This is a genomic window from Erythrobacter sp. W36, assembly GCF_057364935.1.
This window is the reverse complement of sequence record NZ_CP200281.1, coordinates 902,491-928,522: the sequence shown is the minus strand read 5'-3', so window position 1 is coordinate 928,522 and position 26,032 is coordinate 902,491. Positions and strand designations below refer to the sequence as shown.

Below are 26,032 nucleotides of genomic sequence, written 5' to 3'. Positions count from 1 at the left end.
CTCACCGCGTGCGCGCCTCGCTTGGAACACATGGAACACAGTCCAGGGGCCAAAATCATGGGGCCTCTTCATCGCCTGCGTAATCGGCGTCCTCGGCCATAGCCCCTTCGGCAATATGCGCGGGCAAGTCCTGCGTGCGGGCGACGGCCCACCATTTCTCCAGCCCCGCCTCAAAGGCGCACAATTGCGCCGCCTCCGCCTCGCCCGGATCGTCGAATTGATGCACCGCGCGCGCAGTGATGGGCCGCTCCGCCTCCATCGCCATCAGGCGCTGTTCGAGCTCGGGTATCGGGGGATTTGAGGGGGAAGAGGAGGAGTTAGTACTGGAACCAACCTCCGGCGACGGGTCCTGATTTCGACCCGAAGGGTCGCAAGGGCGCACGCCCGCCCGCAGCGGCGCGGACTTGTCCGCATGCCGCGAGGAAACAAAAGACTCCGCACGGTCGCCCTTGCGGTCCGTCCGATGGCGGACCGAGTGGTGCTCTTCCAAAGCGGCTTTGCGCGCCTCCTCGGCTTCTTTCTGCTCAATGCGCTCTGCCAATCGGTCGAGCCGCGCGAGGTGCGCCAGCAGCAGGCGGCTGTCATAGCGGGTGCGGGTCGCCACCTCCTCGCCGTGATAGAACACCTTTTCGGTCACCCCGCTGATCGCGCGGTCGGCCAGGATCGACTCAACGTGGGTGCGAGCGATCACCAGGGCGGCGTCCCACTCGTCCAGAAAGCGCGGCTCCGCCTGACGCGCCCGGTAAGCGGTCTGCGGGCTGAGCGAAGCCGCCCGGCACGCAAGCCGCACATTGCCATAGAGGCGCAGGTTTTCGAGAAAAGCTGCACGCCGCGCAGGTGTGAGCGCGGGCGGGACGGATGGAAGGGGGAGAAGCTGGGTCATGGTGTTTAGAGAGTCCTTTTGTTCCGCACCCCATCCGGGGTGCGATTTCCTCGCTCACGCGACCTAAAGGTCGCATCGCTGCGGGCGGGCATTTTTGTTGTCCTATCGCTTCGCTACTTGAGGACGAGGCGCCCTTGCACTCGCCTTCGGCTCGCGTTTGGAGCGAGGTAGAGAGGGTGCGCCGAGGTTCTCGGCGCGAGATCGCGGGGTAGCGCCGAGACGCTTGGCGCGAGGTCGTTGGGTAGCGCCATGATGCTTGGCGCGAGGTAGTTGGGTAGAGCCAAGAACCTTGGCTCCCTGTCTCTGGCTTGGTCGCGGAGCACGGCGCGCAGCGCCGCAAGGGCGCACGCCCGCCCGGAGGGGTGACCCCGCAGGGGTCGGGCCCCCGGAGGATAGCCAAGTGAGCGGATGCGAACGCCGGTGCCTGAGGCGCAACAAAAAAAGCGTCACAGCACAAGGCCGCCAGTTGAGCTCCAAGAACCTTGGCGCAAGGTCGTTGGGTAGCGCCAAGAGTCCGCGCGATTTTTTGTGTTCCGCAAGCGCATCCGCGCTCGCGATATCCTCGCTCATGCGACCTGAAGGTCGCGTCGCTGCGGGCGGCCACAAGGGCCTTGCGGCGCTGCGCGCCGTGCTCCGCGACCAAGCCAGTGAAAAAGCACCAAGCGTCATAGCACCAGGCCATTGGCTTGGAATGGCTCGGTCCGCGACCAGCGGACCGCAAGGGCGACCGCCCGCCCGCAGCGATGCGCCTGAAAGGCGCGTGAGCGAGGATAGCCAAGCAGCGCGGATGCGCTGCGCCCGGCGCTTGAGGGTCTAAACAAAAAAACCCAAACAAAAATCCAATCCAACCGCATGGCACCCCGACGCTAAGGTATACTTCCCCCTATGCGCCCAGCCTCAACATGCGCGAGCCAGCTGCGCGCGTGCTCAGCCGGTCCGGGGTCTCCGGGGCGCGTGGGATAGGGGCTTTGGGCGAGTTTGCGGCGCGCATCATAGGGACCGCGCGAGGGGAATGTTGGGCTTTGGGCCATGGTCGTTCACCTTTGAGTTTCAGTTCAAGGGAACAGGACCAGTTATAGGAACTTTGCCGTGTAGGAAAACTAGAGCGTGTAGCTTCAACTCAAAAGCACTACAGTGCAAATTCAAAACGGAATTAAGGTTCCAAAATTACTTCAAAACGCACTTTGGGGTTATACCAATCGCAAGCACAGGGCATCCGCCATTCCGGCCAGCATCTAGACGATACAGCAACTTTCCCATCCAAGTCGTTGATGCTCCAAACTTCTTATAAACCTCTTCAGTTCCTTCTGACCCATCCTTCTTCAAAACTTTTCCGAGGCTTCTAAAAAAGTCAGTATCGAGAGACGATCCTCTCGTTAGCAGAACCCCTACGTCAATTGCACCTGCTTCATAAAAAGCTGAAAAAGCGTAGAGATCTCTATCGTAAGTCTGGTCTTTGCTATTCCACTCCAGATCGAGTGCAACCCTGCCATTTAAGAAATCTATTCGGTGACCATCCAAAAAACCTTCTCTGACGTATTCGTCAAGAACAGCATCTTTTTTCTTCGCATCCATGAGTCGTACATGCAGGTCAGCAGTAATCCGAGACTCTTGCCAACCATCTGCTTCATCAAAAAGCGTATCAACATACTTCGCGATTGGTCCCTTGTTCCCTCCTGGAGTTCGAATCATCTCCTCAGAGATTTCGAAGTTCTTCAGAGTCTCAATCAAGTTTGAGAAGTGGTCAGGAAAGCTCTCGGACAGGATTGTTGCCGCATTACGATAGCTGAAAATCTCAAATTTTTCAAGAATTTCAGGCTCAAAAACCCTCTCAACCAGAGCATGATAATCTGCCGCCTTGCCGCTGGAGACATCATCAACGTCGCCACCCAAATCAATGCTCATTCCGCAGCAACAGCCATCGAATTAAAACTGTAAGTATCCCACGTTGGCTCATAATCATCATCTGCCTGATTACCCCACACGGTCCAACCTTTTCGCGTACCTCGGCTAAAAAGCTCAAGTCGAGGACCCCAGCTACATTCTTCAATAAGCTTGTATTGCTCATCAGGTTTACGGCTGTGCTCGCGCTTACGCGACTGGATCATATTTACCTGTCGTCGACCGGGTGCCAGTGTCCGAGCATTCTTCCCACGAACACCAAACAATAAAACCTCGGTCACATTTCGAAAGTAAAAGCCGACGCCCCGTCCATCAGAGCCGCCGTCTTTTCGAATTTTGTGCCAAATGATATTCGAAACGTAGCGATAACCCCATGCTTCCATGACCTTCAAACCGTCAGGCAAAAGCGCATTAGGTACCCATAGATATAGATGCGAGGGATCTGCAGAAACTTCCCCAACAGGAAGCTCGCATATCTCTTCAAGCTTCATTGTCTGATAGCGAGAAAGGCGTTTATGCTCGGGAGCAACTTTGCCTGTCCGATTTTGGAATTGCCATGGGGGATCGGCTAGTATCGTGCCAAAACGGCAGCCGTCGGCCACTCGAATTAGATCATCGCTCGGACTTAACTCTGATGAGAACATAAGGTGACCGTGCATTTCATTCGGTTAGAAGTCAACACACACAAATGATATAGCCACGACTTTACTTCGATGAGTCTAAATTTTTGGCGATCCAACAAAACAAAAAACGCGCCCTCCCCGTAGGAAGAGCGCGTCTCTCAAAATCCTAAACCTCTAAGCAGCGCCCCAAGCGGGACGCTGCGCGTGGCGGTTTACTCCGCAGCGGGCTCCGCCGCAGGTTCGTCTGCGCCCAGGCCAGCATCCGCCATAAGCTCGTTCATGCATTCCTCGCCAATCGCGGTCATCTTTTCCTCATCGACCAAATCGGTTAGGCCAAAGTCTTGCGCTTTCATCTTGTCGACCGAGCAATCGCAGAACGGCTGAGCCAATTCCGCAGGTCCGCCGCCTTCGCCCACAAACGAGGTCGCGCATTCCGATGCGAACTCTGTGAACATGGCGTCTTTATCGACCATATCCCCGCAGGCAGACAGCAGCAGGCCGCCCGTCATCAATGCAGGTAGCGCGAGTGCTTTGGTAGTGAATGACATGATAGACCCCTCAATTGTCTGATATGATACGCCGAGTGCCGGCCCCGCGCATCCTACACGGCGCGCGGGGCTTGGCAATCGTGCGTGTTGGCTCGCGTAGGCGGAGCAGGCCTTTGGTGCGGGCGCGGAGGGGTACGCGCGGGCGGCCTGCTCCCCAGCGGGACGCGCGGCCTTACGCGGCGCGAGCGGCGGTGTCGCTCTCAACTGCCGGGTCCGTCACTGCGACCACCACCAGAACGGCGATGCCGATGACGAGGTAGAAGGCGCGCTCCAGCCCGGTAAATCCGAACACAAACGGCGCTGCGACCAGCACCAGAGCGGCGGCGAAATCAATCGCGAGGTGCGCCTTGAACGGCAGCAGCTTACGCGCGGAGATTGAGTAATCGGTGACCAGGCTGTAGACGAACAGGCCAAGCCCGCCTGCCACTGCGAGCGCGAGGGCGATGCCCTCAAAACCGAGAATAAACGGGGCAAATACGAGGGTGGCAGCAACGGCGTAGTCGAGGATGCCGTGGAAGGCGGATGGGATAAAGCGCATGGGGGAACTCCTAGGGGGAAGCAGGGGGTGAATGCCCAAGAGTTCGCGCGGCGATGGCGTATGGTTACAGTTTTGTGACACTTGCATGACGCCGTGATGTGCGACGCGGAGTTGCGCTGTGTGGGTGAGCGTTACCCAGCCTTCGCCTTCTTCTTCCTCGCCTTTGCGGGTTTCGCCTCAGCTTTCGCCGCCGGTTTTGCCCCTTGCTTCGCTGGCCCCTTGTTCAGCATATTCTTGAGGTATCCGCCGGTGAAGCTGCGCGGTTCTTTCGCGACCGTCTCCGGCGTGCCTGCCGCGACCACTTCGCCGCCCCGCACCCCGCCCTCTGGGCCCAGGTCGACGATCCAGTCGGCGGTCTTGATGACATCGAGATTGTGCTCGATCACCACCACGGAATTGCCCTGCTCCACGAGGCGGTGCAGCACCTCCAGCAGCTTGCGCACGTCCTCAAAGTGCAGGCCCGTGGTCGGCTCATCGAGGATATAGAGCGTCTGCCCGGTGCTGCGTTTGGACAGCTCCTTCGCCAGCTTCACCCGCTGCGCCTCGCCGCCCGACAATGTCGTCGCCTGCTGGCCGACCTTCACATAGCCAAGGCCAACCTCGTTCAGCATCCGCATCTTGTCGCGGATCGGCGGCACGGCCTTGAAGAAGCCCTCCGCATCCTCAACCGTCATGTCGAGCACATCGGCGATGGAGAGGCCCTTGAACTTCACCTCCAGCGTCTCGCGGTTGTAGCGTTTGCCGCCACATTCCTCGCAGGTGACATAGACGTCGGGCAGGAAGTGCATTTCGATTTTGATCAGGCCGTCGCCGGTGCATTGCTCGCAGCGGCCGCCCTTCACGTTGAAGCTGAACCGGCCCGGCTTATAGCCGCGCGCCTTCGCCTCTGGCAGGCCGGCGAACCAATCGCGAATATTGGTGAAGGCGCCGGTGTAGGTCGCAGGGTTGCTGCGCGGCGTGCGGCCAATCGGCGACTGGTCGATCTCGATCACCTTGTCGCAATATTCGAGGCCCTCGATCTTATCGTGCTTGCCCGCGATCACGCGCGCGCCGTTCAGCACGCGGGCGGCGGAGGCATAGAGCGTATCGATGGTGAAGGTCGATTTGCCTGAGCCGGAAACCCCGGTGATGCAGGTGAAGGTGCCCAAGGGGATCGACGCAGTGACGTCTTTCAAATTGTTCGCCTGAGCGCCGCGCACCGTGATCTTATGCCCATTGCCCGGCCGCCGCTCTGCCGGAACCGCAATCTCGCGCCGCCCGGTAAGATAGTCCGCGGTGAGCGACTTCTTCGACTTCATGATCTGTTTGAGCGTGCCCTGCGCGACCACTTCGCCGCCGCGCACGCCCGCGCCGGGGCCAAGGTCAACGACATGGTCCGCCTGGCGGATCGCGTCTTCATCATGCTCCACCACGATCACCGTATTGCCGAGATCGCGAAGGCGCTTCAGCGTTTCCAGCAGCCGGTCATTATCGCGCTGGTGCAAGCCAATGCTCGGCTCGTCGAGCACATAGAGCACGCCGGACAGCCCGCTGCCGATCTGGCTCGCCAGCCGGATGCGCTGGCTTTCCCCGCCCGACAAAGTGCCGCTGGTCCGGTCGAGATTGAGGTAATCCAGGCCGACATTGTCGAGGAAACCGAGCCGCTCATTGATCTCTTTGAGGATAGCTTTGGCGATTTGCGATTGCTGATCGGTCAGCTTCTCGTCAAGCGCCAGGAACCAGTCCTTCGCATCCGACACGCTCATCTTCACCGGGTCGGCAATGTCCGTGCCCGCGACTTTCACCGCCAGCGCCTTTTCATTGAGGCGTTTGCCGCCGCAGCTCTCGCATGGCTGCGCGGTTTGGAACTTGGACAGTTCCTCGCGCATCCACGCGCTGTCGGTTTGCAGCAAGCGGCGATTGAGATTGCCGACCACACCCTCAAACGGTTTGCGCACGGTGTATTCCTTGCGCCCGTCCTTAAAGGTCAGCTCAACCGGCATTCCGCCGGTCCCCTGCAGAATGATCAGCTGTTGATCAGGCTCCAGATCGCGCCACGGCGTCGTCAGATTGAAATCATACGCCTTTGCCAGGCTTGCCAGCACTTGCAGATAGTAAGGCGATGGCGGATTGCTCTTCGCCCATGGCGCAACCGCGCCCTGCTTCAGCGTCAGCCCTTCGTTTGGCACCACCAATTGCGGGTCGAACAATTGCTTCTCGCCCAAACCGTCGCAGGTTGCGCACGCACCCTGAGGCGCGTTGAACGAGAACAGGCGCGGCTCGATCTCTTCAATGGTGAAGCCGCTGACTGGGCAGGCGAACTTCTCTGAAAAGACGATGCGATTGGCGGGGATGCTCGGCGCCCTTGAGTCCTCCAGCCTTTAGGGGGAGGGTTGGGAGGGGGGCATAGTGCCTCCCCTCCCCCAACCCCCTCCCCTGAAGGAGAGGGGGATCCTTTCTTAAGGGCATCCTCAACCGTGCCATCCGCCAGATCGATATAGGCAAGCCCCTCGGCCAGTTTCAGCGCGGTTTCAAAACTATCGGCCAGGCGCGTTTCCATGCCGGGTTTCACCGCGATCCGATCAACCACGACTTCAATGTCATGCTTAAACTTCTTGTCGATCGCTGGCGCTTCCTCGATTGGGTACAGCTCTCCATCGATCCGCACGCGGGTGAAGCCCGCCTTTTGCCATTCGGCCAGCTCCTTGCGGTATTCGCCCTTGCGCCCGCGCACCACCGGCGCGAGCAAATAGGCGCGCGTGCCCTCGGGCAATTCCATCACCCGGTCGACCATCTGGCTAACGGTTTGCGCGGATATAGGTTTACCGGTGGCGGGTGAGTAAGGCACGCCCACCCTCGCCCATAGCAGGCGCATATAGTCATAGATCTCGGTAACGGTCGCGACGGTTGAGCGCGGATTGCGGCTGGTCGTCTTCTGCTCAATGCTGATCGCTGGCGACAGCCCGTCGATGTGTTCAACATCGGGTTTCTGCATCATCTCAAGGAATTGGCGCGCATAGGCCGAAAGGCTTTCAACATAGCGCCGCTGACCCTCAGCATAGATCGTATCAAAGGCGAGCGAGCTTTTGCCTGAACCAGACAGGCCAGTGACGACGATCAGCGCATCACGCGGCAGATCAATATCAACGCCTTTGAGGTTGTGCTCTCTGGCACCGCGAACTGAGATTTTCGTGAGGGACATGGAACACCAATTGGGGATTAAAGAGAGATGAATCCAGCCCTCTTATAAAAGAGCCGGGGACGCACAGTATGTTCCCATCATGTTCTCATCCTCAAGAGGCAAGGTCAAGATCGCGCCTCTAGCTCTGACAGTGCGAATTCAACAACAAGTGGTAGGCCCACCTTGCACCTGCAAAAATCGAGGCCCTTAAATTCTCTTTAAGCATACTCAGCTACGTCGCCTCCCAAATGGAGTGGAGTGCTATGAGCGACTCAAAAAGAAACTTTGCAAGCAAGTTCAAAATGGGCGCAGAAGGCTATCAAAGTCGCATTGATGCGATCTTTGGTGATGGCGAATTGCGTCCAAAGTTGAACGATTTCTGGTCACGTCACGAAACACTGATCACAGATTGGACGACAGAGCATTGCCACTCGAACATACGCGATGGCTACGTCGAATCCGCTTCAATCATGCAGGGAACACCTGTGACCCGCGAACAGCTGGGCGCGATTACAACCCAATTGTTCCTGGCAATCTTCAAAGCTAAAAGCGAAGATTACTGGATGAAGGCACTGTCTAGCGTGGCTATGTCGAGCTGGTTTGTCGACAACGAAGACGACATGAACCGATATATGTCCGGCTACAGCGAAGGGCTCATACGCCACCTCTGGGACGGCGCAGACGATCCCGCTGATATTTTTGAAGATATACTGTTTGTGAACAGAATCATTTTGATTGAGTTCGAGATGATCGCGTCAATTCGAACCGAGTTGCAGCTGCGTTACTCACAGGCCCTAATCGATCAAAAAGGTAATGATTTTGTGTCCGATCTGGCAGACAAAATCGACGTATCACTCAAAGCATCAGAGACAGTGAATGCCGCAGCAGTAGCGGCAAATGATAAAATCTCTGGGCTGCGCAATGACACGACCGAAGCCGCCGCCATTTCTGAGCAATCCGCGCAATCGATGCAGGATGCGGCGAAGTCTGCCGACGAGCTGCTCCACACATTGAACAGCGTGACCTCTGGCCTGACTGAAGGCAAAAACCTGTTGGTTGAGGCGGTTGAACAGGCGGAGCGCACCGCCAATGACAATGCAGAGGTCGCCAATGGAGTGGCCGCGATTGAAGAGGTCGTGAAGACGATTTCAGAGATTGCCGACCAAACCAACATTCTGGCGCTCAATGCCAGCATTGAGGCGGCGCGTGCAGGCTCATCGGGCGCAGGCTTTGCGGTGGTGGCGCAAGAGGTGAAGAACCTTGCCAACCAGACCGCGAAAGCAACCGATAGTGTTTCGGCGCGGATCAATGCGATCCAGAGCTCTACCAAGCAAAGCAACCATTCCAGCGGCGCAATGGTCGACACGACCACACGCCTGCGCGCAGCGAGCGACAGCCTGCTCGATTCCCTCAACCGGGAACTGGGCGCATTCTCCAAGATCACCGATGCAGTGGACGAGACCGCTCAAGGTGCGGTCAGCATTGGCGAGCTTGTCGCCAACATCAACCGCGACACCGATGCCGTCTCTGGCCTAGTTGGACAGCTCTCCAATTCCTCAAAGGAATCGGCTGGGAACCTCGCTGGCTTGGTCGAAGAGACCAGCCATTTCGTGCAGGCCATCGGCAAACGATAAAGCCGGGTTTTCTGGGTCCAAAATCGCACTTCAGGCGCTGCATTTTTGCAGTCGTTTTGGCTGATCGCGCGATTTTGAGGGCTCGCCAACAGTTTACATATTTTTCGCGCACGCTGCGATATTTCTTTCTCGCAGCCCCTGTTTTCATTGGCAAAATTGGGCTGCCCTACAGGAAAACTTAAGTTCCGCAGCCGGGGATTATGCTTAGTGTGATAGGCCTCTTTGCTAGTCTTCCCACAAGCCCTTCGGGTCGCACCTTAGGCGAGTTTGCCGGAACAAAAGTTTAGAGACGAGGCCGCTGCTCTGATGGGCGGCGGCCTTGTTCTTTTGGTGCGCGGCACCAAACCCGGGGGCTCATCCGCGCGCAGGTTGGTGGGCCCTTTTGCTTGCCCAATGCGAAATTTACCCTCAATACACGGTCACACAAATTCGTAATTTACCGGAGCTCTTATGAAGGCCCAATTCAAGGCCCAAACCGCCGCAATTGCCCTCGCCGCCATGCTCACCGCAGGCTGCGCGACCACCAACGGAGAGACTGGGGTGAACCAAACCAACCCGATCGCTGAAGCCCAGGCTGAGGCTGAGTATAGCCCTGAGATCCCGGCCGGGACCGGCTATTTCGCTTCCGACAGCACGCTGCCCTTCCTGACACCTGATTTCAGCAAGATCAGCGAAGACGATTACATCCCTGCTTTTGAGCAAGGCATGGCGATCCAGCAGGCCGAAGTTCAGGCGATCATCAACAACCCGGCTACACCGTCGTTCAGCAACACCATTGTTGAGCTGGAAAAGTCCGGCCGGATGCTGGGCCGCGTGGCGCGCGTGTTCTTTGCGCTCACTGGCCAGAACACCACTGACCGGTTGGACGCGATCAATCAGGAAATCAGCCCGAAACTGACCGCGCACGGCGATGCGATCACCCTCAACCCAGAGCTGTTTGCCCGCGTGAAGGCGGTTTACGACAATCGCGCCGCGATGACGATGACGCGCGAAGACGCAAAGCTGCTCGAAGAAACCTATGCCGGCATGGTTCAGGCCGGCGCGTTGCTGACAGAGGCAGAGCGCGAACAGGTCAAAGCGATCAACTCTGAGCTTTCCACGCTCACCACCGATTTCAGCCAGAAGGTCCGCGATGCGACCAATGATGGCGCGGTGATCGTCGACACCCGCGCAGAGCTGGCTGGCCTGTCCGATGCGGAGATCGAGGGCGCGGCGGCGCTCGCGAAGGAAAAGGGCATGGACGGCAAGTTCGCCATCGCCTTGCAGAACACCACGCAGCAGCCATCCCTGCCTGCGCTTGAAAACCGCGAAGTGCGCGAGCGTCTGTTTAAAGCCAGCGCTTACCGCTCCGACCAAGGCGGCGAGAATGACACCCGCATGATCCTCGCCAAGATCGCTGAATTGCGCGCGCAAAAGGCCGCTCTGTTCGGCCAGCCTGATTGGGCCAGCTACACCATGTACGACCGCATGGCGAAGCAGCCGAAGACCGCGCTCGATTTCATGGAGCAAATGGTCCCCGCCCTCGCCGCGACGCAGCGCCGCGAAGCCGCCGTCCTCAACGAGCGGATCGCCGCTGATGGCCTCAATTTCGAGGTTGAGCCATGGGACTGGTACCGCTTCGCCAATAAGGTGAAGGCGGAGCAATACGCCTTTGATGAAGACGCGGTGAAGCCTTACTTCCAGCTCGACAAGGTGCTGGAAGACGGCGTATTCTACATGTCTAAAAAGCTCTATGGCCTGACCTTTGAGCGCCGCACCGATCTGCCTGTCTATCACCCGGATGTGTGGGTCTACACCGTGTTCGATGCCGATGGCAGCGAGCTTGGCCTGTTCTACTTTGACCCGTTCCAACGCCCATCAAAGCGCGGCGGCGCATGGATGAGCAACTTCGTTGATCAGAGCGATTTGTGGGACACCAAGCCGGTGATCTACAACGTGCTGAACATTCCAAAGGCCGCCGAGGGCGAGGTCCAACTGGTCAGCTTTGACTGGGTGGAGACGACCTTCCACGAATTTGGCCACGCATTGCACGGCTTCTTCGCGGATCAGCGTTATGAGAGCCTGTCCGGCACGGCGACCGCGCGCGATTTCGTCGAATACCCCAGCCAAGTTCACGAGATGTGGGCGACCTACCCAGAGGTCCTGCAAAATTACGCCAAGCACTATGAGACTGGCGAGACCATCCCGATGGAGCTGGTGGAGAAAATCCAAGCCGCCTCGAAGTTCAACCAAGGCTATGACTTTGGCGAAGTGGTGGCCGCCGCGCTGCTCGATATGAAGTGGCACGCGCTCTCACCCGCTGAAGCCGCCGCAATCGACACGCCAGAGAAAGTCGATGCGTTTGAGCGTCAGTCGCTCGGCGAGCTGGGCCTAGAGATTGATCTGGTTCCGCCGCGTTACCGGTCAAACTATTTCAACCACATCTTTAGCTCACCTGCGGGCTATTCTGCGGGTTATTACAGCTATTTGTGGACCGAAATGCTCGACAAGGATTCGCGTGCATGGTTCATCGACAATGGCGGCCTGACCCGTGAGAACGGCGATCACTACCGCAAGACCGTGCTCAGCCGCGGCGGCACGATGGACTATTTTGAGATGTATCGCACATTTGCCGGGCGCGAACCTGACGTGAAATACATGATCGAAAGCCGCGGGCTGGCTGACGGCGAATAAGCCACCAGGCTAGACCTCAGAAACACGAAACCCCCGGTAGGCCGAACGCACGCCGGGGGTTTTGTTTTGCTCAGGCAGACGGCGCGCCCTTGCTGCTGAATTCAGCCAACTTTGCGCGCGTCTGATTTCGGGTGATCCACCTCAGCCGCAAAATGACCGTCTTTGGGGGTGAAAGCGGAACGGCTGTTTTCAGGCTGGCTCGAGGCTAAACCGCCCATTGCCCCTGCTGGCCCATTCGTGAATTTCGTGTTTTGTAGCTACGTTCTCTGCCACAAATTGCTTGGCATGCCGCGCCTTTGGTCACGGCATTCGCTTGATTGATCGTACGTTACGCTTGCTCGATCTGCTCCAATCGTTCGCTCAAGGTAAGCCATTCGCCTTCTGCTTCTTCGAGCTGTTCCGCTAGTATCGCCCGCCTAGACAAAAGCTCGCTGATCGACTGGCTTGCCGCGCCAGGTGATGCATTCGCAGGTGCAGACATGGCCCGGTCAACCTCGGCGCATTCCGCTTGCAATTTGGCCATGGCTTTATCCAGCCGAGTGATCTCCGCCTTCACCGTTTTCAACTCGGCGCGTTCCTTGGCCGATTTGCCGCGACCCGCTTTCTTCGTCTTGCTGCCGGGGTCTTTCTTCGGCTGATTGAGGCCCAAAACGAAGTCGATGTAATCCTGCATGCTGCCGGCGATATTCTCTCGCAGTTCCATGATCGACGAGCACCAGGCGATCCGCGCTGAGTTCGACCATGTGCCGGTCATGGCTAATCAGAATAACAGCGCCGGAATAATCGTTGAGCGCCTGCACCAATGCTTCGCGCGCATCGACATCCAAGTGGTTTGTTGGCTCATCCAAGATCAGCAGATGCGGCGCATCACGGGTCACCAGAGCCAGCGCGAGACGTGCCCTTTCGCCGCCTGACAGCTTGCCAACCTTGTTTGTTGCGCGATTGCCGGAAAATCCAAAGCGGCCCAATTGCTCGCGGATTGCGGATTGCGGCCGCCCCTCCATCGCGCGGTTCATATGTTCGAGCGGGGTCTCATCGCCTGCCAATTCTTCGACCTGATATTGTGTGAAATATCCGACCTTCATTTTGCCAGGCGCGTTAACCTCACCCTCCATTAGCGGCAGTTGAGCCGCCAGCAGCCGGGCCAAGGTGGTCTTGCCATTGCCATTGCGCCCAAGCAGCGCGATCCGGTCGTCCGGCTCAATCCGCATGCTTACGTGTTTGAGGATCGGCGTATTGGCTTCATATCCAACCGCTGCTGCATCCATTGTGATCATCGGCGCCTTGAGTTCCGCCGGGTTGGGGAAATCAAAGCGGAGCGAGGGATCTTCTATAAGCGCTGCGATCGGTTGCATCTTTGAGAGCATTTTGGCCCGTGATTGTGCTTGCTTTGCGGTGGACGCACGGGCGCTGTTGCGAGCGACATAATCCTCCAGCCTTGCTCGCTGGGCATCCTGCGATGCTTTTGCCGATGCGAGCTGTGCGGCGCGCTCGGCTCGCTGCTTTTCAAAGCTGTCATATCCGCCGGGATAAAGGGTCAATCTCCCGCCCTGTAAATGCAAGATGTGATCGACAACTTTGTTTAGCAGATCGCGTTCATGACTGATCACAAGCAATGTTGCCGGATAACTCTTGAGGAAGTTCTCAAGCCAAAGCGTCGCCTCTAAATCAAGGTGGTTCGAGGGCTCATCCAATAGCAGAACGTCAGGTTCAGAAAACAGCAGCGCGCCCAGCGCCGCCCGCATTTTCCAGCCGCCGGAGAAGCTGTCGAGCGGCTGGCGCTGCATCTCTTCATCAAAGCCCAGCCCGATTAGAATACGCGCCGCGCGCGAGGGCGCACTATACGCATCAATAGCGAGCAATCGATCATGCACATCGCCAAGCCGGTCCATGTCGGTGCACGTTTCAGATTCTGCCAGCAACTGAGCGCGCTCGGCATCTGCGGCCAGTACGAGCTCTTCGGGTGTTACCGATCCGCTCGGCGCATCTTGCGCGATATAGCCCAAGCTGAGTTTTGATGATTTTGAGATCGCGCCTTCATCCGGTTCGATCTCACCGATAAGCGCTTTCATCAAGGTCGATTTGCCCGCACCATTTCGGCCAATCAGCCCAACACGCGCGCCTTGCGGAATGGCCGCACTCGCGCGTTCGAGGATTGGGCGGCCGCCCAGCCGAACAGTGACATCATCAATTGTAAGCATGGCCGCGCCCTAGCAATTCATACCGCTAGGCCCAATGGCTTTGATGCAGAAGCCGCAAATTGATTGAACACTTGCATCCCCGCGCGAGAAGTTTAGCCCCGAGTGATGGACATTGAAAACCTGTTGCAACGCTATTTTGGCACCACAGACTTAGGGCAGGTGCAAGTGGATGCTATCCCCATGGCGACCGAAAGGATGCTGGTCGATTTCGGCCTCGAAGAGGATTCCGGAAAACGGTTTGCCCTTTGGAGCCTGCTGCACACCCTGGATGCCGCGCCCGACCTCGACATTGCATTCGAGGACGAAGCCGAGCGAGAAGCAGCGCGCAATTTCATGGATATCATCGCATCTTCTGGATGAGGTTTGATTGCTGAGAAATTACTTCAATTGCATCACGCGGGCGAAAATCGGGCACATTTGCCATCGCCGGACGAGGAGAGCGCTGACAGTCTGCCTCTGGCCAATGCATGGCCGATAGCCAACGTCTACCAATGGGTCGTAAGCCGAAGATCGGCGGTTGGGAACGAGTGGTAAAAAACCGGTCTGGCAGGAAAGAGGGTCAGTCAGTCGCTGTTGGAAACAAGAGTCACATTGGCTGGAATCAGCAGCACGCCGCCCATAGGCGCGCCTCAACCTGCGCTTAACCCTGTTTCAAGCTCTTGCCTTTAAAGTCCGCCACAAACGGACAATAGGGGGCTGCTCGTGCTGCTCGAACGTATTTCAAGAATTGGTTTGATTGTTAATTGGAAGACCTTGGGCGTCGCGATCCTTGCGGTATTTGCCACCTGGTTTTCGCTGCAACTGAACCTGGTTGCCGATTACCCGCTGACGATCATCTCGACCGCAGTGATTTTCCCAATCGTGTTCTCCATCGGCCATGCTTACAAGCGGCGCGAGGCGGCGCTGGATGATTATGGCACGATCAAGGCCCATGGCCGCGCGATCTATTTTGCCGCGCGCGACTGGCTGCCAGAGGAAAATGAGGACCGGATCAAGCATCTCGAGGGCGCGCTGGCGCGTTTGCTGACCGGCTGCCGCGATATGTTTAAGGGCGAGCGTTCAGAAATGCCTGCCCGTGAACAGGCGATCTACGCCGCGTTTTCAGAACTGTCGCAATTTGTGAAGCGGATGCGGGCAGAGGGGCTGGCCTCGGGCGAATGCAGCCGCTGCAATCAATATCTTTCCAAGATGATCGTCGCGTTTGAAAGCGTGAAGCACATCTATCAATATCGCACACCGCGCACGCTCAGTGCCTTCAGCGATTTCTTCATCATCATTCTGCCAATCATTTACGGCCCCTATTTCGCGCATCAGGCGATCGAATATGAAGCGCCCATCCTGACCTATGTGATGCCCGTGCTGTTCGCGGTGATCCTGACGGGTCTCGACAACATCCAAAGCCATTTGGAAGACCCGTTTGACCAAATCGGGCCAGACGACGTTGCGATCAATGCGGAGAAATTCGTTGAGCTGCTCACATGCGGCGAAGAAAACGGCCCGTGCGCCATCGACAGCGAGCCAGAGGTTTACGCCCCGGCGCAAACCGCCTGAGCTGAGCTTTGGGCGAGGTACTGATTCCAGCCGACTTGAACCGTGTTCCCAATCGTGACTGACTGATCCTCTTTCCTGCCAGAACGATTTTTCACCACTCGTTCCCAACAGCCGATCTTCGGCTTACGACCCAGAAGCGGTCATTGCTCAGATAATATCGTGTTTTATACAGGCATCCTCAAGCCAAGAGGCATACCATAGCCCAAAGGTCATATGCCGTCCGTCACCGTCGCAAACCGGCTCCACGCCGTCTCCATCTGTGCGTTTGTCGAGCCAGATCTCGCCTCTTCGCGGGCCGGAGACTACCATCCAATAATCCAGCGCACACCCTTGTGTCGCAATGGGAATGGCGCCTGCCAACAATTCGTAGCTGTAATAGCTTTCGGGCTTCTCACGGAGGCTCGTTTCGTTCCATGCTTCATCGAGTGCAAATTCTACGGGTAAGTTCTTTAGCACGGTGTCTGGAAGCGATTCCTCCTCACCTTCACCAAGCGAGTGAATCCCATAGTCCGGCCCCGCGCCACCGTTGCCCACTTGTGTCAGGAATTGCCGGTAGTCCTCGGGTAAAGTAATGCTATGTTGACGCTCGAATGTGGCGATCTCGTCAGCCGCGATTGGCGCTTCCAGACGATAGCGATGGCACCAGCCATAAAAATCGCCGATTATTGTCTCTTCTTCTGCCCCCCATTCAGCAGGCCATTCTCGCTGACCGAGCCGCTTAATCTTCTCTCGAACAGAATTCCAATCCATTTTTGCGCCCTCTCCAGAAACTCGATGGAGCATCGCTCGTCATGCCTCCGTCTCTCGTTTTATACCCGCTTTGCTGGAAACGCTAACGTCCGCTCCCACACCCAATGTCAGTCACCTCGCAGCTGCGATGAGTCGCCCGAGCCTAGGCACGCGCGTCACGTTGGCTGAAACCAGCAGCGTGCTCAGCTGCGCGGCGGGAATTCATAACCCTTGCGCACGGTGCCGCTAAGGCCTGTGCTAAGGATCGGAATGTCGAGCTTTTCGCCGTCACGGTCGGTCTTTTGCAGGATACCTAGGACATAGCCCTCTGCGCCGTCTTCGATATTGACCGAATGGCACGAGGTGACGTGGGCCGGAATTGCGAGCTTTTGCCCCTTCATTTTGCCTTCCGTCACTTCAACGACGTAGAAATTGGGCCATAACCGATCTTGCCGCCCCGTGCGCTCACCGGAATAGCGGATTTTGAAGACATCGTCTTTGGCTCCGTCGTTTTTCTCCGGTTTCTCCTCCATCACAGGATAGACCACGGACTCAAACTGCAGGCCTAGGCACGCATAGGCCGGAGTGGCTGCAGCGGCCAAAACCGCCGCGACGCAACAAGCAATTGGAAACCTTTTCATACCCACTCCCCAGCACAATGCTTTGATGACCAGTTTGCTAAAGACGCTTTGCTGACAGGGACTTGAACCGGATTGCAGCTGAAGTTCAGGCGGTGATCAGCGCCCTCGCCCCCGGCTCGCCGATCCACTTGGTTTGAACGCCCCAGCTTTTGGCAATGGTCTCGCTGGTCAGCGCATCTTCCGGCGCGCCATCGGCGACTAGCCGCCCTTGATCCAGCACCAACACGCGGCCCGCATGGTTCATCGCCTGGGCCAGATCATGCACGACCAGCACCACGCCCTTGCCCGCCGCCGCAGCGCCCTTGAAATGCCCGATCAGCGCGGTCTGATGCGCCAGATCGAGCGCGGCCAAGGGCTCATCGGACAGGATCCATTGCGGCTCTCCGGCGAGCACTCTGGCGAGCAAGACCCGCGCTTGCTCGCCGCCGGACAATTTGCTGGCCGGGCGGCGGCGCAGATCGCCAAGCGCCAGCGCTTCGATGGCTCGCTCGATGGCGTCCTCTCCGCGCTGACTGCCCCCGTCACCGCGCGGCATCCGGCCCAGTGCGACAATGTTCTCTACCGCAACATCCCAAGCGATTTCAGCGAATTGCGGCAGATAGCCGATAGCTTTTGCGCGGTCCTTTGGATGCAGCGCGGCAATGTCGCGCTTGTCGAGTGAGACCCCGCCCGCCACCGCAGGCAGCAATCCGGCGAGCGTCAGTATCAGGCTCGACTTGCCCGCCCCATTCGGCCCGCAAATCGCAGTGATCTGCCCCGGAAGCAAGGTCGCGGCGATATCATCGAGCACAAGCGCGCCTGCGCGGGTGACGGAGAGATCATGCGCCTGCAAAATCATAGCATCCCCCGGCGCATTTTCAGCAGCAGCCACAGGAAGAACGGTGCACCGATTAGAGACAGCGCGATGCCCAGGCGCAGCTCTGTAATCAGCGGCAGAACGCGCACCGCACTATCCGCGACCAGCACCAACAGTGCTCCGGCGAGCGCGCTGGGTAAAATGACGCTGGATGGCATCCGGTCCGTCATCGGGCGCACCAGATGCGGCACGATCAGCCCGACAAATCCGATGATCCCAGCCACGGCGACCCCTGCCCCGACGGTCAGCGCCACGCCCACCACCAACAGGCGCAACAGCATACGCGGATCGACGCCCATGCTCCACGCCGCATCCTCACCCAAAGTCAGCGCATCGAGCGAGCGTGCGGCGGCGGACAGCACGATCAGGCCGACCGCGATCAGCGGGCCTGCGATCATCACCTCTCGCCAAGACCGGTCGGTCAGCGCTCCGTTGAGCCACAGCACAATCTCCGACAGGGTAAACGGATTGGGCGCAAGCGTAATAGCGAGCGCCGTCACAGCGCCAGCAAGGCTTGCGATCATTAGGCCTGCGAGGGTGAACAGCGCGAGGCCGCCGCCGCGACCCGATGGCGTCCTGCCGGCGATTAGCGCGAGCAGAGCCATGCCCGCGCCCGCTCCGATCAGCGCAAAGACGGGAAGTGTCCATGACGCCAATGCGCCGGGCAGCACCGCCCCGAACCAGAAGCTCGCGACCGCGCCAAGCGCGGCCATCGGCGCAATGCCAAACAGTCCGGGATCGGCCAGCGGATTGCGCAAATAGCCCTGCATCGCCGCACCCGCAGCGCCCAGACCTGCGCCAATCGCAATCGCCAGCAGCCCACGCGGCAGGCGCAGCTCCATCAGGATCAGCGCCGCATTGCTGCCCGTCTCTGTAACCGCAAACGGATCAATCCAGACCCGCCCCGCCAGTAGGGAAAGCGGCAATGCGAGCACCAAAAGCCCGCCAAAGATCAAGGATGCCCGGTGCGCCGCGATGTTCACTGATAGGCCTTGCTGGGCAGGTTTTCGCGGATCTCACTCAGCCGCTCAGCGGCCTGGATGATCGTCGGCCCGGCGCAATAAAGTAGCTTTGGATCAAAGGTTTCCACCTGAGTGCTGGTAAGCTCTTTCAGCAAAGGATGCGTCTGCCCCGCGCTGCTTCCCGCGACCAGAACCAGCTGTGGTGGATCGGACAGCAACCCCTCCAAAGAGACATAGTCCGCTTGGCCAAAGCCCCGCGCGGCGCTGTGATTGGAAAAGCCGGTCTCGCGCATCAGATGGCTGACCAAAGTGGCCTCGCCCGGCACAATCTGGCCCGGTTGCCACAGAACCGCAGAAGCCGCGTCAAAGCCGGTCGGAGGCGCAGCATCAGCCAAAGCGCGCTTGATCCTCGCGATCAGCTCTTCCCCGCGCTGGGGATGCCCGGCCAGCTCAGCGAGCCGCGCAATCTGCGCAAAGCTCTGCTCCGGGTCTGAGGCGATGCCAAACGGCTCAATCGGAAAGCCCAGATCGGTGAGCGCGGCCCGGCTCGGCGGAGCGATAAACTCGCTCGCCAGCACCATATCGGGACTAAGCGCCGCAACCTCCTCCACCGTCCCGCCGGTTACCGCAAACTCGCGCGCACGGGCTGGATCAATGGAGCTGGAGTTTGGATCAAGGCTGTAATGCGACAGCGCCAGGATTTGCTCCGGGTTGGCGACCTCGATCAGGATCGCGTCAACACATGGGTTTAGGCTTACAAAAGAGGGGTTTGCGCTCGCCAGCTCGGGCATATTCAGCGGGCCGTTTGAGCCACCATCCGAGGGTGCTTCAGGCGCGCTGCAGGCGGCAGTAAGGGCGAGCAATACCGCCGCTGACCAAGCCTTTCCTGCGGTCACAAGGACCTGCGCATTCCCACCCAAGATTCTGATCCTTATCCCTCTTTTGCAATGGGATAGGCGGCTCTACGCATGGCTGCAAGATGCGCCGGAAACTCCATCCCAAGCCAGGGGTTAATCCGGGTTAACAATGTGTTCGGTTTCGGGACGGTGGATTTCCTCAGATCGCTAATTTCCGGCGCGCGCCCTAAATCCAGCACCGCGCATCATGTGGACCCTTTTTAAATCCTCTGACCGGCAAAAGCCGATTTGCCTGCCGGACCGTTCCGGCGGTGAGCCGCCCTTGCCCGCGCCCAAATTGCCGATGAAGCGCCGTCTGATGGTGCTGATCGCAGCGATTGCTGTGCCGGCCATGGCGGCCCCCGGCGATTTTGGCGCGATTGCGGGCGATGCGCCGAGGGATGGCAGCGACGCGCCCTACATCGCCTATGAAAATGTGCCGGTAATGCCGTTTGAGACGCCCGGCGGCAGCTTCCCTGGCTCTGCGTTCTACTATCTCGCCGATCCGCCCAGCGAGGCTCTGGTCGCTTTGCCCAGCACTGATCCGCTCGACACCAGCGCGGATGGCCGGGAACTGGGCGAGCTCATCAATGTCGGTCCCGCCGCCAGCCCATTTGCGAGCTTCGCGGGCGGCGCCAGTCAATCGCGCGCGCAGACCTGCCTCGCCCGGGCCATTTATTACGAGGCAGCAAGCGAGAGCGAAGCGGGTCAACGCGCCGTTGCTCAGGTCGTTCTGAACCGCGTCGCCCACACCAGCTGGCCCGCCAGCGTTTGCGGCGTGGTGTTCGAAGGTTCGCAGCGTTCAACCGGCTGCCAATTCTCCTTCACCTGCGATGGCAGCATGCGCCGCACGCCGAGCGCCAATGGCATGGCCCGCGCGCGCCGGATCGCGTCAGAGGCCCTTTCCGGCAGCGTCTACGCCCCAATCGGCCACGCGACCCATTACCACACGCTCTGGGTCAATCCGTACTGGGCAAGCTCGCTTGATCACGTCGGAACCATCGGCGCGCACCGTTTCTACAAAAACCGCGGAAGTGCAGGAAAGAAAAGCGCTTTCACACAAAGTTACGCTGGCTATGAGCCGGGTGTGAGCACCTCTGGAGCCGCTCCACGCGCGCCGAGCGCCGCCCCGCGCATTGAGCCAGCAGCAGTGAGCGCCGTGCCCGCCCCGCACGGCGGGACACGCGCAACCTTTACGCCGGGCCGAGCGGCCAACGCTGCAGCAAATGCTAAGCCTTCCACACCTGACGCCGCGCTGGCGGATCAGAACCTGCGCGGCGCAGGGCAAGTGAAAGCGCCCTATTCCAACGCGGGCCAATGGAAAGACAGCGCAGGCGCTGCGTTGGCCGCGCAAGAGGCGGAACGCCTCGCCGCAGAGCGTATCGGCATTTCGGCAGAAGCTATTGAGGCTGCCCCGCAAACTCCGGGCAAATAACGGCTTTTGCGCTGCCAATTGCGCGCGATATGCCCGCGCAATTTCATTTCACCTATGCGCAAGTTAACACGCCGGAAACCTTATCTTCACACGCAGCTTTAGCGCCTTCGCCTTTAGAACCGTCCTCGTGATCAAACTTGAAGCGCGCCGGGATCGACAGCGCGCCGACAAGTGCCAACAGGACGGAATTTGCCCGAATGACCATTCATTTCGCCGCAGCGCGCACCCCCAATTGTTCGCCCGTTGCCCGCGCTTTGGCGCGCAGCGAGCGCACAGCTGCGCCTGCCAATGACAACGGAAATCAGGCTCCGGGCGAAGAGATCTTCAAAGCTTCGCTGCGTCATTTTGCCGAACACGGTCTGGGCGCTGCACGCGCCGCGCGGGCCCAAGCGCAAGAGGCATTTTTCGCTGGCGATCGCCAGGCCTATGACTGGTGGCTGAGCATCACGCGCACGCTGGATCGCCGCCTCGCGGCGGAGCTCGACCAGCAAGAGGGCGCGCCATCTGGCGTTTCGGAGCTCAATCCCGCCTCCTAAATCACTGTGTTCAAGCGATTTATTTTTGGTAAGTAGAGTGTTAACCTTGCCTTGACCAATTTGGGCTAGCCCATACCTATGTCAGGCAAAGCCAGCCCTCTTTCCAAAATCCGTGCAGCCATGCGCGTGCAGGAAAGTTCAGACACTTTGTCTGAGCGCGTTCGGCGGACGCTGGTTAAGACGCTCTACACTCAGCCCGGCAGCCTCGCGATCGGCGCGATCAATGGCATCGCCTGTACGGCGGTGGCCGCATGGGTTGCCGATCTCAAAATTCTCTACATCGGCTGCGCTATTCTGACCGTGATCGCGATTGCCAGGGTCGTTGCCGCCCTCGGCCTGTCCGCCGACGAGAACGGCGCCAGCACGCGCAGCCTAGAGCTGATCTATGAAATCGGCGCGTTCAGCTACGCCTTCACCATCGGCCTCATCGCCTCGCTCACGATCTGGTTTGAGGCGAGCGCTGAGGTCGAAGTGCTGATGGTGGCCAATGCGCTGTGTTACGGCGTGGGTATCTGCGCCCGAAATGCGGGCCGCCCCACCATCGCCTTGGGGCAATTGGCGCTGGTTTGCGCGCCAATCATGGCCGTATCGCTCCACGCTGGCACGATCGCCTTTCTTGCCCTGTTCATCAACATCTGCCTGCTGATCCCGGCGATGATGTCGATCACATTCAACGTTTTCAAGGTGCTGCGCGATTCCATCGCCGCGGCCGAAACAAGCGCAAAGCTTGCTGACAAAATGCAAGTCCTCGCCCGCACCGATGTGGTGACGGGTCTCGCCAACCGTGCCGGGCTCAATCACGCGATGGTTGAAACCATGATGACGGTGAATGAGGACACGCGGCTTGCGCTGTTCTGGGTCGATCTCGACCGGTTTAAGGAAGTGAACGACCTGCTCGGCCACCCAATCGGGGACCGGGTTTTGACCGAAGTTGCCAGCCGCCTGCGCGAAGTGTCGCCTGACCTGGCCACCGTATCGCGCTTTGGCGGGGATGAGTTCATTGTCTTCTGCCCGGTCGACAGCCGTTTGGATGCGGAGCGGCTCGCCAGCGAAATCCACGCAGAGATCATGCGCCCCGTGCGCGTTGATGGCGACCGCCTGGAAGTGCGCGCCTCGGTGGGTGTTGCCCTGCTGCCGGATGATGGCGCAGATGCGGACAGCCTGATGCAATGCGCCGACCTTGCTCTCTATCATGCGAAAGTGGGCGGCCGCTCGCAGACGCAATTCTTCGACCAATCTATGACCCGCGACCTTGTGCGCCGACGGGAAATTGAAGACGAGCTGCGCACCGCGCTGCAACGCGACGAGCTCTCGATCTTCTACCAGCCGATCATCGATCTGGAGACCGGCAAAATCCGCGCGTTTGAAGCTCTCATCCGCTGGTTCCACCCGGAAAAGGGCGAGCTGCGCCCTGACGAGTTCATCCCCGTGGCCGAAGAAACCGGCGTTATTGTCACCTTGGGCAATTGGATCACGGCGCAGGCCGCGCGCACCGCCGCGCAGTGGCCCGAGGATATCTCTCTCGCGGTCAACCTGTCGCCATTGCAGATCCGCGCACCGGGCGCGGCATTGGCAATCCGCAACGCTCTGCGTGAAGCAGGCCTTGATCCTGCCCGGCTAGAGCTGGAAGTGACCGAAAGCCTGTTTGTCGAAGACAATCACGCTACCGGCAATTTCATCCAGGAATTGTCGTCACTTGGCGTCCGCTTTGCTCTCGATGATTTTGGCACGGGCTATTCCTCGCTCGGCTATATCAACTCATTCCCGTTCAAGAAAATTAAGGTCGATCGCAGCTTCGTCTCTGGCCCCAATGTCGGGCAGAAAAGCGATGCGATTATCCGGGCTGTGGCCGAAATGGGCTCAACCCTGGGAATGGACATCGTGGCCGAGGGTCTGGAGACCATTGAACAGGTACAGGCCGTTCGCGCCGCCGGGTGTAATATGGGCCAAGGCTTCTATTTCAGCCGCGCCGTGCCCGACTATCTCGCCGCCATGCTGCTGGAGCAAGAGCGCGAAGGCGAAGCCCCGCTCGCGGGCAAACGCATCACCGGCTAGCCCGAGCCGCGAACGCTGCGCCGAACAGGCGGTTTTCACTACGCCCTTTCCCTGAAAGACAGCTGATCGCACAGCGACTAGCGCTGCGATTTGCATTCTACCGCGCATCCCGAGCGACTTAGACACTCGTGAAGCATCGCAAAAGCGCGCGCGCCACGCTGGTTATTCACAGCTTATCGCTACTGCGAACTATTTGCGAAAATAGTTGCGACATCAAGGCCTTTGCCGGTTGCAATCCCCTATCCGCAGGCTTAATCCATCTTACGAAATGCAGATGTATCAGCTGCTCGGGACGGTCGCTGCGCATCACATATGCAACACCTTAGCTTTCGTCCCGCCGATATCTACAGAAGGGTTTTTGCAAGAACATGGCACGCAATAAGATCGCACTCGTCGGCGCTGGAATGATCGGCGGCACTCTCGCCCACCTCGCAGCGATGAAAGAAATGGGCGACGTCGTCCTGTTTGACATCGCCGAGGGCATGCCAGCGGGCAAAGCGCTCGATCTGTCGCAATCCGGCCCTGTCGAGGGTTTCGATGCAAACCTCAAAGGCACCACCGACTACGCCGATATCGCGGGCAGCGATGTTGTAATCGTGACCGCTGGCGTCCCGCGCAAGCCGGGGATGAGCCGCGACGATCTGCTCGGCATCAACTTGAAAGTGATGAAAGCTGTTGGCGAAGGCATCAAAGCCAACTGCCCCAACGCATTCGTGATCTGTATCACCAACCCGCTTGATGCGATGGTTTGGGCGCTGCGCGAATTTTCTGGCCTGCCGCACAACAAAGTGGTCGGCATGGCGGGCGTGCTCGACAGCGCTCGCTTCCGTCACTTCCTCGCTGACGAATTTGATGTGTCGATGGAAGACGTCACCGCATTTGTGCTGGGCGGCCACGGCGACACCATGGTTCCGATCCTCGAATATTCGACCGTTGCGGGCATTCCTGTGCCGGACCTCATCAAGATGGGCTGGTCCACGCAAGAGAAGATGGACGCCATCGTCGACCGCACCCGCAAGGGCGGCGGCGAGATCGTCGGCCTGCTCGGCAATGGCTCTGCCTATTACGCCCCGGCGACCAGCGCGATCCAAATGGCCGAGGCCTATCTCAAGGATAAGAAGCGCGTTCTGCCATGCGCAGCCTATCTCGAAGGGCAATACGGCGTTGACGGCTTGTATGTTGGCGTGCCGATTGTGATCGGCGCCAACGGCGTTGAGAAGATCGTTGAGATCGAACTCGACGAAACCGCGAAGGCAGGCTTCCAAGTGAGCGTGGATGCGGTCGAAGAACTGCTTGATGCGTGTAAGGGTCTGGATAGCTCGCTGAGCTAACGCGCTGATGCGCCTACGTCGTCTCTCCTCACCAGCCTCTACAGCGACCGTTGCAGTGACGGCGTTTGGCGCTACGCGTTTGGCTTTGGCTACTGATTTGGAAGCCCGGGTATGATAGAATTTGACGACTTGGGGATCACCCTGTTCATGCTCGGCTTTGCCGCTGCGCCGATCGTGCTGGGGCTGGTTATCCTGCGCTCTATGAATGCGAAGTCGGCCCTGATTGCGATCGCTGCGGTGCTCGTCTTGTCGATGGCCGGTTTGGCCTTCGTTGGATTGGGCCCGCACGCGTTCATCCTCATTCCGCTCGTCCCAATGTGGGCTGGGTGCATTGCCAGCATGATCATCTCCGCCGTCGTGCTCGTTCGCGCGCGGATGAAGGCCAATTCGGCAGAGGTCAGCGACACCCCATGAAGCGCGTCCTTCTCCCTTTGATGGCTCTCGCAGCAGCGACACCAGCGGTTGCGCATCTAGGTCATGCGGACACCGCGCCGAGCGACGATGGCTACCCAATCGTGGCGGTGGTATCGGGCGTTCAATCGGCTTGCGGCAATCTGGTATCCTGGCAACAAACGACCGAGGCTCTCTCTGCCGCCGGGTTTACCCCAGTTGAGCTATCGGAAGACGCACTCTTGGCGCAGGTTATAGACCGCAATGACGGCTTCGATGTACCGCTTGAAAACCGCAAGACCGCCTATTTCACGGGCGAGCTTGCCGGGGAGACACTGCGGATTGAGGCGGTTGAGGGCACACATTTGTCAGGTAAGCGCTATGCCTATTGCCGCTTGCATGACATTGGTGAAACACGCGAATTCTCGACTAGCGCCCTGAGTGCTTTTGTAGGACGGCAGGCCGACAATGCAAGCGGCACTGGCAGC

20 protein-coding genes and 2 pseudogenes are annotated in these 26,032 nt (G+C 58.9%); 9 read left to right on the top strand and 13 right to left on the bottom strand.

Translation table 11 applies throughout. The features are described from left to right. Positions 1-55: 55 nt before the first annotated feature. The 6 genes and pseudogenes from AC0V6U_RS04615 to uvrA all read right to left on the bottom strand — a co-directional run bounded on the left by AC0V6U_RS04615 (position 56) and on the right by uvrA (position 7,675). On the bottom strand, positions 56-883 hold the full coding sequence (locus tag AC0V6U_RS04615) for a hypothetical protein (RefSeq protein ID WP_472645020.1): 828 nt from the start codon (positions 881-883) through the stop codon (positions 56-58). A gap of 1,167 nt (positions 884-2,050) precedes the next feature. Then, complete coding sequence (locus tag AC0V6U_RS04610; RefSeq protein ID WP_472645019.1) at positions 2,051-2,788, bottom strand: BglII/BstYI family type II restriction endonuclease; 738 nt, start codon at positions 2,786-2,788, stop codon at positions 2,051-2,053. Continuing rightward, positions 2,785-3,429, bottom strand: a complete 645-nt coding sequence (locus tag AC0V6U_RS04605; RefSeq protein WP_472645018.1) for an MT-A70 family methyltransferase — start codon at positions 3,427-3,429, stop codon at positions 2,785-2,787. Before AC0V6U_RS04605 ends, AC0V6U_RS04610 begins: the two co-directional genes overlap by 4 nt. Positions 3,430-3,620: 191 nt before the next feature. After that, positions 3,621-3,956 (bottom strand): hypothetical protein, encoded by a 336-nt coding sequence (locus tag AC0V6U_RS04600; protein WP_472645017.1) that lies wholly within the window; start codon positions 3,954-3,956, stop codon positions 3,621-3,623. 172 nt (positions 3,957-4,128) lie between these two features. After that, positions 4,129-4,494, bottom strand: a complete 366-nt coding sequence (locus AC0V6U_RS04595) for an SPW repeat domain-containing protein (protein ID WP_472645016.1) — start codon at positions 4,492-4,494, stop codon at positions 4,129-4,131. Between the two features lie 131 nt (positions 4,495-4,625). Beyond that, positions 4,626-7,675 (bottom strand): annotated as a pseudogene (uvrA, locus tag AC0V6U_RS04590) (excinuclease ABC subunit UvrA). Positions 7,676-7,917: 242 nt separating this feature from the next. On the opposite strand from uvrA, the gene AC0V6U_RS04585 reads away from it, so the two are divergent. Both AC0V6U_RS04585 and AC0V6U_RS04580 read left to right on the top strand, forming a co-directional pair. Beyond that, complete coding sequence (locus AC0V6U_RS04585; RefSeq protein ID WP_472645015.1) at positions 7,918-9,288, top strand: methyl-accepting chemotaxis protein; 1,371 nt, start codon at positions 7,918-7,920, stop codon at positions 9,286-9,288. Positions 9,289-9,738: 450 nt separating this feature from the next. Further along, the gene (locus AC0V6U_RS04580) at positions 9,739-11,961 is read left to right on the top strand and encodes a M3 family metallopeptidase (RefSeq protein WP_472645014.1); all 2,223 of its coding nucleotides are present in this window, start codon (positions 9,739-9,741) and stop codon (positions 11,959-11,961) included. Between the two features lie 328 nt (positions 11,962-12,289). Here the strand turns inward: AC0V6U_RS04580 and AC0V6U_RS04575 are convergent, their stop codons facing one another. Both AC0V6U_RS04575 and AC0V6U_RS04570 read right to left on the bottom strand, forming a co-directional pair. Continuing rightward, positions 12,290-12,484: a hypothetical protein gene (locus AC0V6U_RS04575; protein WP_472645810.1), complete on the bottom strand. Its 195-nt coding sequence runs from the start codon at positions 12,482-12,484 to the stop codon at positions 12,290-12,292. A 98-nt stretch (positions 12,485-12,582) separates the two neighbouring features. After that, positions 12,583-14,162: pseudogene (locus tag AC0V6U_RS04570) on the bottom strand (ABC-F family ATP-binding cassette domain-containing protein); the annotation flags it as partial. A 105-nt stretch (positions 14,163-14,267) separates the two neighbouring features. Here AC0V6U_RS04570 and AC0V6U_RS04565 point away from each other — a divergent pair. Both AC0V6U_RS04565 and AC0V6U_RS04560 read left to right on the top strand, forming a co-directional pair. Continuing rightward, positions 14,268-14,522 carry a hypothetical protein gene (locus AC0V6U_RS04565; RefSeq protein ID WP_472645013.1) on the top strand — a complete coding sequence of 85 codons (255 nt, stop codon included), beginning with the start codon at positions 14,268-14,270 and terminating at the stop codon, positions 14,520-14,522. Between the two features lie 342 nt (positions 14,523-14,864). Further along, positions 14,865-15,713, top strand: coding sequence for a hypothetical protein (locus AC0V6U_RS04560; RefSeq protein ID WP_472645012.1), 849 nt, complete (start codon positions 14,865-14,867; stop codon positions 15,711-15,713). 147 nt (positions 15,714-15,860) lie between these two features. Here the strand turns inward: AC0V6U_RS04560 and AC0V6U_RS04555 are convergent, their stop codons facing one another. The 5 genes from AC0V6U_RS04555 to AC0V6U_RS04535 form a co-directional block, all read right to left on the bottom strand. Further along, positions 15,861-16,463 (bottom strand): SMI1/KNR4 family protein, encoded by a 603-nt coding sequence (locus AC0V6U_RS04555; RefSeq protein WP_472645011.1) that lies wholly within the window; start codon positions 16,461-16,463, stop codon positions 15,861-15,863. 182 nt (positions 16,464-16,645) lie between these two features. Continuing rightward, a complete protein-coding gene (locus AC0V6U_RS04550) occupies positions 16,646-17,083 on the bottom strand; it encodes a hypothetical protein (protein ID WP_472645010.1) in 438 nt (145 codons plus the stop codon). Positions 17,084-17,168: 85 nt separating this feature from the next. Next, positions 17,169-17,921: an ABC transporter ATP-binding protein gene (locus tag AC0V6U_RS04545; protein ID WP_472645008.1), complete on the bottom strand. Its 753-nt coding sequence runs from the start codon at positions 17,919-17,921 to the stop codon at positions 17,169-17,171. Beyond that, positions 17,918-18,922 carry a FecCD family ABC transporter permease gene (locus tag AC0V6U_RS04540; protein ID WP_472645007.1) on the bottom strand — a complete coding sequence of 335 codons (1,005 nt, stop codon included), beginning with the start codon at positions 18,920-18,922 and terminating at the stop codon, positions 17,918-17,920. The genes AC0V6U_RS04545 and AC0V6U_RS04540 overlap by 4 nt, the downstream gene beginning before the upstream one ends. Continuing rightward, positions 18,919-19,821, bottom strand: coding sequence for an ABC transporter substrate-binding protein (locus tag AC0V6U_RS04535; protein ID WP_472645006.1), 903 nt, complete (start codon positions 19,819-19,821; stop codon positions 18,919-18,921). Before AC0V6U_RS04535 ends, AC0V6U_RS04540 begins: the two co-directional genes overlap by 4 nt. Before the next feature lie 184 nt (positions 19,822-20,005). Here AC0V6U_RS04535 and AC0V6U_RS04530 point away from each other — a divergent pair, with 184 nt between their 5' ends. From AC0V6U_RS04530 to AC0V6U_RS04510, 5 genes are all read left to right on the top strand, one after another. Continuing rightward, positions 20,006-21,232, top strand: coding sequence for a cell wall hydrolase (locus AC0V6U_RS04530; protein ID WP_472645005.1), 1,227 nt, complete (start codon positions 20,006-20,008; stop codon positions 21,230-21,232). A 197-nt stretch (positions 21,233-21,429) separates the two neighbouring features. Further along, on the top strand, positions 21,430-21,768 hold the full coding sequence (locus AC0V6U_RS04525; protein WP_472645004.1) for a hypothetical protein: 339 nt from the start codon (positions 21,430-21,432) through the stop codon (positions 21,766-21,768). A gap of 78 nt (positions 21,769-21,846) precedes the next feature. After that, positions 21,847-23,823 (top strand): putative bifunctional diguanylate cyclase/phosphodiesterase, encoded by a 1,977-nt coding sequence (locus tag AC0V6U_RS04520; protein WP_472645003.1) that lies wholly within the window; start codon positions 21,847-21,849, stop codon positions 23,821-23,823. Between the two features lie 368 nt (positions 23,824-24,191). Then, positions 24,192-25,154, top strand: coding sequence for a malate dehydrogenase (gene mdh / locus AC0V6U_RS04515; protein WP_472645001.1), 963 nt, complete (start codon positions 24,192-24,194; stop codon positions 25,152-25,154). A gap of 111 nt (positions 25,155-25,265) precedes the next feature. Then, positions 25,266-25,568 (top strand): hypothetical protein, encoded by a 303-nt coding sequence (locus AC0V6U_RS04510; protein WP_472644999.1) that lies wholly within the window; start codon positions 25,266-25,268, stop codon positions 25,566-25,568. Positions 25,569-26,032: the final 464 nt, after the last annotated feature.

Excerpts from the sequence above, each read along its gene's own strand:
- AC0V6U_RS04545 (WP_472645008.1), bottom strand. The coding sequence starts at position 17,921 with ATGATTTTGCAGGCGCATGATCTCTCCGTCACCCGCGCAGGCGCGCTT.
- AC0V6U_RS04520 (WP_472645003.1), top strand. The coding sequence starts at position 21,847 with ATGTCAGGCAAAGCCAGCCCTCTTTCCAAAATCCGTGCAGCCATGCGC.
- mdh (WP_472645001.1), top strand. The coding sequence starts at position 24,192 with ATGGCACGCAATAAGATCGCACTCGTCGGCGCTGGAATGATCGGCGGC.
- AC0V6U_RS04525 (WP_472645004.1), top strand. The coding sequence starts at position 21,430 with ATGACCATTCATTTCGCCGCAGCGCGCACCCCCAATTGTTCGCCCGTT.
- AC0V6U_RS04595 (WP_472645016.1), bottom strand. The coding sequence starts at position 4,494 with ATGCGCTTTATCCCATCCGCCTTCCACGGCATCCTCGACTACGCCGTT.
- AC0V6U_RS04610 (WP_472645019.1), bottom strand. The coding sequence starts at position 2,788 with ATGAGCATTGATTTGGGTGGCGACGTTGATGATGTCTCCAGCGGCAAG.
- AC0V6U_RS04605 (WP_472645018.1), bottom strand. The coding sequence starts at position 3,429 with ATGTTCTCATCAGAGTTAAGTCCGAGCGATGATCTAATTCGAGTGGCC.
- AC0V6U_RS04575 (WP_472645810.1), bottom strand. The coding sequence starts at position 12,484 with ATGGCCAAATTGCAAGCGGAATGCGCCGAGGTTGACCGGGCCATGTCT.
- AC0V6U_RS04510 (WP_472644999.1), top strand. The coding sequence starts at position 25,266 with ATGATAGAATTTGACGACTTGGGGATCACCCTGTTCATGCTCGGCTTT.
- AC0V6U_RS04550 (WP_472645010.1), bottom strand. The coding sequence starts at position 17,083 with ATGAAAAGGTTTCCAATTGCTTGTTGCGTCGCGGCGGTTTTGGCCGCT.
- AC0V6U_RS04615 (WP_472645020.1), bottom strand. The coding sequence starts at position 883 with ATGACCCAGCTTCTCCCCCTTCCATCCGTCCCGCCCGCGCTCACACCT.
- AC0V6U_RS04585 (WP_472645015.1), top strand. The coding sequence starts at position 7,918 with ATGAGCGACTCAAAAAGAAACTTTGCAAGCAAGTTCAAAATGGGCGCA.
- AC0V6U_RS04600 (WP_472645017.1), bottom strand. The coding sequence starts at position 3,956 with ATGTCATTCACTACCAAAGCACTCGCGCTACCTGCATTGATGACGGGC.
- AC0V6U_RS04565 (WP_472645013.1), top strand. The coding sequence starts at position 14,268 with ATGGACATTGAAAACCTGTTGCAACGCTATTTTGGCACCACAGACTTA.
- AC0V6U_RS04580 (WP_472645014.1), top strand. The coding sequence starts at position 9,739 with ATGAAGGCCCAATTCAAGGCCCAAACCGCCGCAATTGCCCTCGCCGCC.
- AC0V6U_RS04530 (WP_472645005.1), top strand. The coding sequence starts at position 20,006 with ATGTGGACCCTTTTTAAATCCTCTGACCGGCAAAAGCCGATTTGCCTG.
- AC0V6U_RS04555 (WP_472645011.1), bottom strand. The coding sequence starts at position 16,463 with ATGGATTGGAATTCTGTTCGAGAGAAGATTAAGCGGCTCGGTCAGCGA.